The organism is Pseudomonas sp. 910_21 (assembly GCF_052850735.1).
Window position 1 is genome coordinate 306,408 of record NZ_VXCY01000005.1, and the last position, 12,135, is coordinate 318,542.

A 12,135-nucleotide genomic window follows, 5' to 3' on the forward strand; every position below is an offset into this window, starting at 1 on the left:
CAAAGATAAAAACATCCCCACCCCCACCTAACGCAATGTTTCAACACGAAGAATATTTTTATTAAAAATATCTAATGCAACCCCCTTTCCCAGCTGAGTATTCAATACTCCGGCACCGCCGCTTACATGAGCCTCTCCAGTCGCCTCCACTTTAAAGCGAGCATTTGTTTGGTTCCACTTCCCCGTTTGGGTCGACATACTTGGAAACTGGTTTGTCGTTGGAGAGTTTGCGGAAACCCCAATTTCTTGAAGCTTCGCAGACGTGCCTGGTTTTGTAGTAATCCTTACCAACACTCCATTATATTTTCCAACATAGTCCTTGTTTGGCGAAATAGATGTTTCACCTGTGCCAGGTATAAGCCCTGTACGTTGCATCTTTGCGAAATCCGCCTCAGACATTACTCGATACATTATTTCATTACCTTTTGCATCAAACTCCAAAACAGGACTTAGAGGGTTTGATGACTTAGTAACGGGCACTCCAACAATATCATCAGTTCTAAATCTTGCAGCAGCAAGATTCGCTGCATCTTGGGCCGTTCCGTCCTCACTATACATCACTCCCGGATTCAGCTTGTGCTCCGGAGTTACATAGGCACCATCCTTCTGCACTCCATCCAGCTGAGTACCGCCAGTATGAGGCGTAGTGATAACTCCACCCCCTTCAGCGTAGCCCCCGCTGGCGGGATTCCCTCCTGACGTATCAACAATCGGATTGACCAGCTTTCGGTTTTCATCATCAAGCAGGTGAATTGGAAACGCAGTGAGGGTTATAAACTCCCAAAGGCCGATTGAAATTTTTAGCTGCTTCTGCACCTCTTCCTTTGCAGCACCACCTGCTTTTTTAGCGCTCTCAACAACCGAGTTGGCTGTGTTACGCATATTTTCTTGAGTCTCGGGCGACGCTACCGAGCCGACTGCGTCACGCATATTTTCTTGAACCTGAGGCGTCGCTACTGAGTAGGCCAGCGCAAACGCTAAGGCCCCCATCATTCCTGCGGCAGGAGCAGCAGCGAGATTTAGCGATCCATTTGAAGGGTTCTTCAAACTGGCCAACATTTCTGCCAGCTCAAGTGACTTTTCCGGGCTCTCGCGGGCGATATCCTTCATTCGAGCGATAAGAAGTTGCGCGCGCTCTCCATTCGCTTCGCCGACTTTCGCCCGGATCAGATAATCCATACCCTCCGCACGTTTGTTCTCATCCTTGCTGACGAGTTTTCGAGCGTTTTCACGGATCACCAGCACGTTATTCACATGCCTGGATGCAAACTCGATATCACTTCCCGCTGTCAGCAGCACGACCATACTGGCCATAAGCTCGTCGAGCTTTAAGATCGCGTCTCGACTGTTCTCCCCATACAACTCAACATTCTTCTTCCACTGCTCATACGTCTTCTTCGGACTCGCCACAGCGCCAAGGGAAGAACTGCTCGCATACAAATCCGTACGCGTCTCCTCATCCTTGGTGATCTCATACGCCTTGCTCACATCCCGGTTCAGCCCGGCCGTTGAATCGGCCCCGGTTTCAGCATCCTTGCGCACCACGATCTCGCCCGCCCCGACGGTGGCGCGGACGATCTGCTCGCGGTCCTTCTGGTAGTCCCAGCCGCTGACGCTCCAGCCGGTTTCACCTTCCTTGCCTTTACCCACCTGGCTGCTGTCTTGTGTGGTGCCACTACCGGAGCTGTAGGTGCCGCCCACGTTCAGGTAATAGCCGTGTTCCTTGTCCTTGCCGGCGATATCGCTGAAGCCCAGGGTGCCGGTGTCCAGCTTGAGGTTGCCGTTGTCAGCAGCGATCAGCGCACCGTCGATTTGGGTGTGGTTTTCGGTGCGGATATCGACCTTGTTCTTGCCAGTGATGCGGGTTTGCTCTTCAACCCAGTCGGCCTTGCCGGTGGTCTGGCCATAACCGACCGAGCCACTGAGCCCCGGAGCAGGACCAAAGGTGGCGGTGACGCTGATGTCGAATTCCTTGCCCTTGACCTTGCCGGTGTCGGCGACCGAAGCAACGTTCAGGTCTCCCCCGACACGCCCGATCACTTCATCACCACGCAGGTTGGCACCAGAAATGTTGGTGTCCTTGCCACTGGTGAAGCCCAGACGGTCCCCGGCATAGAGATAAGCCTCTTGCTGGCGCTCGCCTTCACGCTCCAGATTGCCTTTGCCCATGCTGACGCTGGCGTAGACGCCCACGCCTTCTGAACCAAAGGTGAAGCCCATCTCCCCACCACCACTGTTGCGGTTGTTCTCGCTGCTGTGGTCGTTCTGCGCGGCGCGGATGTTCAGGTCGTTGCCGGCATCCAGGTCGATGTTGCGTCCGGCCTGGGCCTGGGTCCCGATCAGGTTCAGGTCGTTGCTGGCCTTGAGGTTGATGTCGCGCCCGGCATCCAGTTGGGTGGCGGTGGAGGAACCTTGGCTGCTCTCGGTGCTGGCGGTGCCGAAGCTGCCGCCGACGCCGATCTTGAAGCCGCCACTGGTGCCGCCATGGATGCCGCCCCACATCTCGGTGTTGCGGGTTTCCTCGCTGATGCTGCCTTTGGCCACATCCAGGGTGACGTCGCGCCCTTTGATGTTGATGTCGCGCCCGGCACCCAGCTGGCTGCCCTTGACGGTCACGTCGTTGTTGGCCGTGAGATTCAGGTCGTTGCCGGCGTGCAGGGTTGAGGAGCGATTGCTCTGCTCGATGATCTCCTGGCTGCTGCTTTGCTTGCTGTTGCCAAGCTTGACGTCAGCGGTCGGCCCGGCGAGGAACTGGCTGACCGAGTCGATGGCCTTGAGGGTGCTGGAGGCTTTGCTGGTGTTGTTTTCACCGTCGCCGGCACCATTGACCGCGTCCTTGGTCTTGCCATAGTTGTGGTTAAGGGTGACACCCAGGCCATTGCGCTCGCTTTCACGCTGCTGCTCGGTCACCCGCACTTCCCGGGTGGCGTCGATCTTGATGTCGCGGCCGGCCACCAGATTGATGTCGTGATCGGCCCGAAGGTCGGAACCCACCTGATTGATGTCGCGCTTGGCGTTGACCGACAGGTCTGCACCAGCGCTGATTTGGCTGGCGGCGGCGGTCTGGGTTTCGACGCGATTCTTCTCCTTGTTGCGCTCGGCACCAGCGAAGAGGCTGACACCGTTGTCGTCGCTGCTGACGCCCACGCCGACTTGCTTGCTCTTCTTCCAGTCCTGCTCCGCCGAGCTGTTCTGTGCCGCCAGCACATTCACATCGCGTCCGGCGTCGAGGCTGACATTGCGCCCGGCGCTGATGCCGCTGCCCACCACATTGATGTCACGCTCGGCCTTCAGGCTCGCATCGCGGTCGGCCAGCACCTGGCTGCCCACGCTGGTGCTGCTTTGCGCCTGGCGCCCGGACTCCTTGGCCGAAGCAAAGGAGACGCTGGCCCCGGAGGAGGAAAGCCCGACCTTTTTCTTGTACTGCTCGCTGCGGCTGTAGGCCGTGTCATTGGCCGAAACCAGATTGATGTCACCGCTGTCCTTGACCAGCCCGGCACGCAGTTCCACATCGTTGCCGGCCACGGCTTCACTGGCCCGCAGGCGGATATCGTTGCCTGCGGCCAGCACCACATCGTTGCCAGCGCTCAGCTCGCTGCCGACCTGGGTCGCGGTGGTTTGCAACTGGCTCTTGCCGCTCTTCGACAGGCCGAGGAAGCCGGACTTGGTCTTCTTGCTGTAGGAGCCGTGCTCCTCGACACCGGAGAGGATCGCCACATCGCCGGTAGCGCCCACCATCAGGTCTGCGCCAGCCTTGAGCTGGCTGCCGATCAGCGTGACGTCGCGGCCACCGTTGATGCTCATGCCGCCATCGGCTTTCTTGCTGGTGTTGAGGGTCAGGTCTTTCCCGGCCTCGACCACAGAGGCGATGTTGGTGCTGTGGTAGCTCTCCTGTTGCTTACTGCTGCTACGCCCGAAGGAGCCTTTGCTCTTCTTCGAGTAGAAAGAGGCGCTCTCGTCCTTGGCGGACAGCAGGCTAAGGTCGCGAGTGGCATCCAACGCGACGTTTTGCTCGCCCTTCACCTGGCTGGCCACCAAGGTCAGGTCCTGACCCGCCTTGATCGACAGATCGCCGCCAGCGGTCACCGAAGACGCCTGCTGACGTACCTGATCGTTACTGCTGGTGACCTTCTTGCTCTTCGACGCGCGGTGGCTCTCATTGGCCGCAGCTTCGATGGATACGTCACGCGCCGCTGCCAATGCCAGGTTGCCCTGGGCAGCGACCTTGCTGGCCACCATCTGCAGATCCTGGCCGGCCGTGGCGGAAAGATTGCCACCGACCTGCACTTCACTGCCGTACTGGGTGGTCTGGCTCTGGCTCCAGTTGGTCTTCTTGTGGCGTCCGCTGCTGCTGTTCACTTGCTCGGTGGCCACCAGCGCCAGATCACGCCCCGCCTTGAGACGCGCATCCCCCCCGGCCTGGAGCACGCTGCCGCTGTTACGGATATCCCGTCCGGCGTCGATATTCAGGCTGTTGTCCGCCTCGACCCGAGCCGCGTTGTTGAGGTAGTCGTTGTGCTGGGCCCCGCCGCCATAACGGGTGTCCTGGCTGACTTTCGAGCGTTCGTTGATGACGTCGCCCTGGGTCGCTACCAGGCTGACGTCCTGGCCTTTGAGAATCCCGCCCCGGGCATTGCGGATGCTTTGGGTGGCCAGCAGCGACAGGCGTTCGTTGGCGTCCATCAGGCCGCTGTTGTCGATGTTCTGGGCGCTGGCTTGCAGTTGTGCACTGGCGCGAAGGGTGCCCTGGTTGGCCAGGGCGCCGCCGGAGATCAGGTTCACGTCGCGCCCCTGAATCAGTGCTCCGTTGGGCGCCAGGCGGTTGTTGGCCTGGGCCATGTACAGCACCGGTACCAGGACCTTCTCGCCGTTGACCTCCTGTTCCTGCATCCAGACGATGTCGTGGGTCAGGGCCGCGACCTGGGCTGAGGTCAGGGCTATACCGGGTGACAGATCAAGGGCGGTCTTGCTGGCGATCGCGTTGTCCATCAGGTAGCGGAACATCGCTTCGTCGCTGTCCAGCCCGGCAATAAAACGCTGGCCGGTGCGGGCAATCACCGCTTCGCGGATCAGCCGTTGCTCATAGAGCCCGTCGCCCAGGCGGCGCTGGGCCTGGTCGCTGTTGAAGCCAATGCGGTTGAGCAGGTAGTCAGAACTGATGAACTGCTTGAGGTTGGCGAACGCCGGGTTGGTTTCGATCAGGTATTTGTGTTGCGGGTTGCGGCTGACTCTGAACAGGCCGCTGTCACCTTGCGGCAAGCTGAAACTGGGCAAGGCCAGAGGGTTGACCGCTTGTTGCTGCAGGTCCGGAGCGGCTTGCAGGTTCAACTGCGGCAGGGCCTGGGTGCTGCTCTCCACAGCTGTCATGCCGACCCGGCTGGCACTGGCGGCCACGGCTTCACCCGGACGAATCACGCTGTTTTCCAGCAGTTGGGTGCCGGTGATGTGCACCTTGCCGGCGCCCTGGATGACTGCCGCGGCGACTTCGCCACTGCCGGTGGTCTCGACCTTGCTGAAGCCGCTCAGGCTACCGAGCGCAATCGCTCCCAGCGGCATCGCCGTAGGGTTGTAACTGGCAGAGTTGGGGTCGTTGTAGGCGTTGTAGCGCCCAATGTTGTTGACGAAGGTGTAGTAGGCGCCTTCGTCCTTGGTGTAGATCGAGTAAGCGTAATTGCGGATCTCGCCCCCACCGGCACCGATGTTCTTCAGGCTGTTGCTTTGCAAACTGATATCGCCGGCGGCGGAGACGGTGCTGAACTGGTTCTCGAAGCTGTCGCCCTTGAAGGTCAGTTCGGCACCGGAAATCAGGTTGCCGCGCGATGAGTCTTCGGTGATCTTCGTGCCATAGACCTCGGTCACCGAGTAGTAAGCCTCGCAGTGCTTGCCCTTGCAGTTGTCGGTGAAGCCCAGGTTGATACGCCCGGAGGTCAGGGCCGGAAGAAAGGCGAACTTTTCCTTGCGGTTGATAAGACGGTTGGCCAGCAACTGCATGCCATGAGCGCTTTCGAGGGTGCCGGAAATGTTTTCGATCAGGCTGGCAGGCTGCTGCCCGGGTGCATTGACGTCCAGGCGGCCGAGGCTATAGATGTCGCCCTTATCGTTGGTCAGGCTGCTGGTTTCCAACTGCATGTCGGCGCCGCTGAAGATCAGCCCGCCCTGGTTGACCAGGGTCGGGGTTTCAATATGCAGGGCATTCCCCGCCCCCAGAGTGCCCAGGTTGGTCAGGCTGTCGACCTTGAGTTGCAGGTCTCCGGCAGCCGTGAGCGTGCCGAGGTTCTGCAGGTGACTGCCCAAGGTGAAATCGGCCACACCGCCACTGCGCACCTCGGCCTTCTGGCCAAGGTCGGCGCGGGCGGCGGCAAAGGTCATGCGACCCTGGCTCTTGAGAATGCCGTTGCCTTGGTAGGAGCCACTGAGCATCAGCTTCAGGTCGCCGTCGGTTTCCAGGCCGCCGTCGTTGATCCAGTGGTTACCACTGGCTTCGACGCCCTCCACTGAAATCAGCTTGCCAGTGCGGGTCTGGGTGAAGGTCCCGACCTTCAAGCCGAGCTTTTGTGCCTGGATCTGACTGGTATTGCTCCAGTCCGCCAGGTCCAGATCCAGCCGGCTGTTGGTGATGAAACTGCCGCCGGCATTGCCGGTGTCCGCCAGGGACAACGCGAAGCCTTGTTGCCCCAGGTGGCGCACCAACCCTTGCTGGTTGCTCAGGCCCCCGCTGCTCAGCAGCAACCGCTGGTTGCCGATCTCCACCAGGCCCTGGTCGTTATCGAAACGGCCACCGATGCTGAAGCGGCTCTCGCCCTGCTCGCCCAAGGCCCGCAAACGGCCCTTGGCATTGCTCACCGAACCGGCTTCCACCGCGAGGCTTTCCCGGGACTCGATCAGCCCTGCGTCGTTGTCCAGCTTGCCGGAAAGTGCCAGCCCGATGGTTTCGGCGCTGAGGCTGCCCTTCTGGTTCTGCAGACTGTCGACGGAGAGTTGCAGGTGCTTCTGGCTGGCGATCTCGCCCTCGTTGTTGTGCACCTCGCCGCCCTTGAGTTGCAAATCGCCTGCGGTGGACAGTACATGCCCCTGATCATTGATCAGACGGGAGCTGCTGCTGATCTCGACTGCCGCCCCGCGGGCCTGCCCCTGAGAGTTGTCGAAGGTCGCGCTCTTGACTTCAAGCTTGCCAGTCTGGGCGTTCAGTCGTCCTTGCTGGTTGCGCAGTTCATCGGCTTCCAGGCTCAGTTTGCCGGCACCCGTGAGGATCTTGCCGCCGCCGTTGTCGAGGACCTGCTTGACCCTGGCCTTGAGCTCGCCCTGGTTGGCTTGCAGGGTGCCCTGGCGGTTATCCAGGCTGCCGGCATTCAGGGTCAAGTCTGCGCTTTTGCTGAGAATCAGCCCCTGATCGCGGTTGTCCAGGCTGTCGAACGCCACCTTGAGTGACTGCTCGGCGGCCAGGGTCCCGCCACGATTATCCAGACTGTCACCCTCAACCTTCAGGGCTTGCTGGCCAATCAACTGACCGCCACGGTTATCGACACGACCGGCCTTGAGGCTCAGCTCGCCCGCTGCCACCAGTTCCGCGCCCTGGTTATCCAGGCGCTCAAGATCAGTCGTGAGACTGCCCCGGGCGTTGATACTGCCCGTGTTGGTCAGACTGCCACCCTGAAGCTGCAGATGGCTGGTGGGGTTGATGGTCTCGATACCCTCTTGCCGCTGAAGCCCCGCATTGAGCTGACCGCGACTGACCACCTGCTGGCCTTCGAGGTGCAGGTTGCCGCCCGCGGTCAGGTTTTTGTCCACTGTCAGTTTTTCAGCGGCAACCACTTTGGCGTTCCGGTCCGCATACACCGACTCGGTCAGTTGCACCGCTTGCGCCTTGAGTTGCACGTCGCCCTGGGCTTGAGCACGAGTCAGGGTCAGCTTGCCGTTGGCATCGATTTGCAGGTCACCACCGCTGGTGGCCATATCACCTGCCAGCTTCACCCCGACCCCAGCTTCAGTGCCCACCAGCTTGATGGCCCCGGCGTACATGCCGCCCAGAGCCGAAGAGTCGATGGCCAGTTGCGGCGCATCCGCTGGGTTGGCGGCGCGGGCCGTGGCGTTCAAGGTCTTGGCGTCGACGTCATTGGCCCCGGCGATCACCGCCAGGTGCTTGGCCTGGATCTCGGCGTTGATTTTCGCGCTACGGGTGATGATTTCGAACTGGTCGATATTGCCAGCGTTGAGGCCCGCGCCCTCGATGGACACGCTGCCCTGGTCCACCTGATAACGCTGGATCTGACCGTTCTCGATCACCGGCTTGCCGGTGGTCAGGGTGGCTTTCGGGGTGTTGATAAAGCCGCAGCCGTTGCAGCTCACGCCATAGGGGTTGGCAACGATGACATGGGCCGATTGCCCGGCCACTTCGGTGTAGCCCTTGAGCTGGCTGGGGCTGCCGCCGTTGACTTCGTTGAGGATCACATTGGCCGCGCGGCCACCCAGGTTGGGGTTGCCGAGGATGATCCCGCCGAGTTGGGTTTCCTGGGTACGGTTGATGGCGTTGTTGAGGATCACGCCCTGCTGGCCGACGTTGTAGTCGCTGAACTGGTTATGGGACAAGCCACCGCCATTGGGGGCGGCGATGTTGACGATGGGCACGCCATTGCCGGCCTGACCGAGACTGGTGCCGCTGCCGTTGACCACGATGCCGTCGGCCATCACCACCAGCGGCTGCCAGAACATCACGTTGGCCAGGATGAACGCCAGTCCGCGTTTCGGCAGGCCCAAAAAGGACTCACGGGATTGCAGGGCAGCCGAAGGCTGGCGGGCCAGAAAGGCAAACTGACGAACGTCCATGTCGAATATCTCAGGCAAAAAGCGGAATTAGAGGATCAGATCCTGGTCGCCGGGGTTGAAGGTCGGTGCGGGCAAGGGAGCGGCAATCGCCATGTGCACGGGGCCGGCCAGCAGCAGGCAAGACAAGGCACAGCACAACCTCATCCCGAGGGCGGAGATAGGCATATTCGGTCCTTCGAAAGGGCAGCAAGGGTCAATACAGGGCGGCGATATTAATGTGCCACTATCCTGGCGTCAAACAAGCGCCGAGCACCCCAGCAAACGGCGTATACCCCCGGAATACGGGCCTTGCAGTGGGTGCCGATACTGGATTAACCCCAATAACCGACACATCAGACACTTCTGAATTTTCAGGAAAGGTTTCTTGGTAGCGGACTGTTGATCCGCCAGAGGCGTTTCTTCGAGCCATCGGCTACCCGCGCAGATTTCCACCGAAACCATTTCAAGGCGTACCGCCCAACACCTGTTCATGAGGCATGAACGGGCACATTCCGCGGCGCCAAAAAAGCAAAAAAGCCAACACTGGTTGGCTTTTTCAAGCAGGCAGACAGCCCCTAACTCACCGAGGACAGGACAAAGGACGTGACGGTGTTTTCCACCCCGGGCAAGGCGGCGATGTCATTCCACACCCGATGCACCCGCTCCGCCGTGGCGGCGCTGACCCGCACCAGTACATCGAACTCGCCGCTGAGCACTTCGCACTGGACGATCTCCGGCATGGCACGCAAGGCCTGCAGCACTTCGGCGCCGCGCATGCGGTCGTAGCGGTAGACGAAGATCAGCGCATTGATCCGGGTGTCCGCGCCCCGCCCCTCCCCCACGCGAATGGTGTAGCCCTGGATCGCCCCGTCCCGTTCCAGGCGCTCGATACGCTGGCGCACGGCATTGCGCGACAGGTTGACCTTGGCCGCCAGCTCGGCGTGGGCGGCCCGGGCGTTGAGGGTCAGTTCGGCCAGGATGCGCTCGTCCAGAGGATCAAGAATCCGCTTCATGGGCTCACCTTGCACCGGCCCATCACCAGGACTCCAGGCAGTGCAGCAGCGCGCCAAAGTCATCCGCGGCCAGCGTCTGCCACTGCAGCGTCGAAGGCTGTGCCACCGGCTCTTGCGGCAACCCGGGGAGGCCCAGCGAGCTCAGCAGGCGCGCCGACTTGGCCGGTGCAATCTCCCCCAGGGTGACCATCGGCGCCACCAGGCTGCGGCGGTACAGGCGTGCCGCCAGAACCCCGGTGGCGGCATGGGGGTCAATGACGTAGCCGGTGTCCCGATACAGGCTGACGATCTCCTTGCCGGTCTCTTCGTCGCTGACCGAATAGGAGTCGATGATCATCCGCGCCTGCAGCCAGGCCTCGTTATCCAGGGTCATCTCGCCGCTGTCCTCGAAGCCCTGCATCAGCACCGCCACCGCGTCCGGGTTCTGGCCATACAGCTCCCAGACCAGGCGCTCCAGGTTGGCGAACAGCGACAGGTCCATGGCCGGCGACAGGCTCTGGCTGGCCTGCCCCCGGGAATACTGGTTCTTCAGGAACAGTTGGTGCAGGGCGTCATTGCGGTTGGTGGCCACGATCATCTGAGTGATGGGCAGGCCCATTTTCTGCACGATGTAGCCAGCATAGACCTCGGCGAAACTGGCCGCCGGAACACTGAAGCCGATGGGCCGCTGGCCTCCGCCCAGTTGCAGCACGGCGTGGAAATACAGCACCAACTGGGCCATGACCCCGACCCAATTGCTGGAGTTGAAGCCGATCACCTCGTGCGCGGCCAACGGCCACTGACGCAGCAAGCGGCTGACCAGGGTCTGGCAGTCATCGAAGCTGCCCTCCACGGCGAAGCGCCACAGGCCCGGCTGGTGCGCCGCCTGCAACTGCCGCCCTTGCTGCTCGGGCACCCCGTGCTGCGGATAGAACACCAGCAGTCGCGTCTGCGGGCAGTCCTTGAAGGCCTCGATGGCCGCCAGCCCGGTGTCACCATTGGTGGCCCCCACCAGCACCCCACGCCGCTGCCGGCGCTGGAGAAAGTAGCTCACCAGTTGGGCCTGCAGGCGTGCGGCAAAGTCCTTGGCCGAACCACTGGGGCCATGAAACAGCTCCAGCAGCCACTCATTGCGATCGATCTGGCGCAGCGGCGCCACCGCACGATGGCCAAAACCGCTGTAGGCCTGCCGAAGCAGCCCCTTGAAGTCCGCCTCGGGCAGGCTGTCGCCAACAAAGGGGCTGAGCACGCGAAAGGCCAGTTCGGGGTAATCCAGGGTCGACCAGTTGGCGATTTCCTGGGGGCTGAAACTGGGCAACTGCTGCGGCACATAAAGCCCGCCGTCGGCCGCCACGCCGGACAGGACCACGGTTGCGAAATCCACCTGTTCGGTGGCACTGCGGGTACTCACATAACGCATGCTTGGCTCCGGCCAGTCATTTGTAGCGATGGGCCTGCTCCACCAGCCAGGTGGAAAACTTCAGCGCATCGGGGTGTTGCTCGGCGTCGGCGCCGCGCACCAGATAAAAGGACTCGCTGGCCTCGATGCGTTGCTCGAAGGGTTCCACCAGACGCCCGTCAGCAAGCATTTCAGCGACCATCGAGGAACGGGCCAGGGCCACGCCCTGGCCCAGCTCGGCCATGCGCAAGGTCGAGATCAGGGTGTCGAACTGCATGCCCCGGGACGAGTCCACGCCACTGGCGCCGGCGCGCTTGAGCCAGTAGCCCCAGCCCTCCTCATAGCCCAGTACATGCAGCAGTTGATGCCGGGCCAGATCGTCCGGCACCTGCAGTGGCAAACGCGCCAGCAAGGCCGGGGCGCAGACCGGGAACAGGCTGTCCCAGGTCAGGCGCTGGGCCACCAGCCCCGGCCAGTGCCCGCGGCCCCAGCGGATCTCCATGTCGTCCTCGCCGTCCAGTTCCTTGACCCAGATATTGCTGATGTAGCGAAGGTCCACCTGGGGCTGGGCCTGCTGGAAGGTCACCAGCTTGGGGGCCAGCCAGTGGACGAAGAACGCCAGGCTGCCGCGGACCTTGATCGGCCGGTGCTGGTGCTGGCCGAAGATTTCGTTGGTGCCCACCGCCAGCCGGGTGATGGCGTCCTGCACCACCGGCAGGTAGGAGCGCCCCTCCTCGGTCAGGTCCAGGCCCCGGGGCAGGCGCTTGAACAGCGCCACCCCGAGGTGGCTTTCCAGTTGGCGGATCTGCTGGCTCACCGCGCCCTGGGTGAGGAACAGTTCCTCGGCGGCGTGGGTGAAGTTCAGGCAACGGGCGGACACTTCGAAGGCGCGCAACCAGTTCAGCGGGGGCAAGCTTTTCTGCTTCATGGCCTGGCTCTCAT

The 12,135-nt window shown here is 61.6% G+C and carries 5 protein-coding genes; all 5 read right to left on the minus strand.

Annotated elements, in window-relative coordinates:
• Positions 1–27: 27 nt before the first annotated feature.
• Complete coding sequence (locus FW796_RS18040; protein ID WP_446439704.1) at positions 28–8,823, minus strand: hemagglutinin repeat-containing protein; 8,796 nt, start codon at positions 8,821–8,823, stop codon at positions 28–30.
• Positions 8,824–8,850: 27 nt separating this feature from the next.
• A complete protein-coding gene (locus FW796_RS18045) occupies positions 8,851–8,988 on the minus strand; it encodes a hypothetical protein (protein WP_346635026.1) in 138 nt (45 codons plus the stop codon).
• A gap of 389 nt (positions 8,989–9,377) precedes the next feature.
• A complete protein-coding gene (locus FW796_RS18050) occupies positions 9,378–9,815 on the minus strand; it encodes an Lrp/AsnC family transcriptional regulator (RefSeq protein ID WP_019095870.1) in 438 nt (145 codons plus the stop codon).
• 22 nt (positions 9,816–9,837) lie between these two features.
• The gene (gene thrC / locus FW796_RS18055; RefSeq protein WP_346635027.1) at positions 9,838–11,214 is read right to left on the minus strand and encodes a threonine synthase; all 1,377 of its coding nucleotides are present in this window, start codon (positions 11,212–11,214) and stop codon (positions 9,838–9,840) included.
• 16 nt (positions 11,215–11,230) lie between these two features.
• On the minus strand, positions 11,231–12,121 hold the full coding sequence (locus FW796_RS18060) for a LysR substrate-binding domain-containing protein (protein ID WP_110652790.1): 891 nt from the start codon (positions 12,119–12,121) through the stop codon (positions 11,231–11,233).
• Between the last annotated feature and the right edge of the window lie 14 nt (positions 12,122–12,135).

Coding starts and splice junctions, on each gene's coding strand:
- FW796_RS18040 (WP_446439704.1), bottom strand. CDS start 8,823: ATGGACGTTCGTCAGTTTGCCTTTCTGGCCCGCCAGCCTTCGGCTGCC.
- FW796_RS18045 (WP_346635026.1), bottom strand. CDS start 8,988: ATGCCTATCTCCGCCCTCGGGATGAGGTTGTGCTGTGCCTTGTCTTGC.
- FW796_RS18050 (WP_019095870.1), bottom strand. CDS start 9,815: ATGAAGCGGATTCTTGATCCTCTGGACGAGCGCATCCTGGCCGAACTG.
- thrC (WP_346635027.1), bottom strand. CDS start 11,214: ATGCGTTATGTGAGTACCCGCAGTGCCACCGAACAGGTGGATTTCGCA.
- FW796_RS18060 (WP_110652790.1), bottom strand. CDS start 12,121: ATGAAGCAGAAAAGCTTGCCCCCGCTGAACTGGTTGCGCGCCTTCGAA.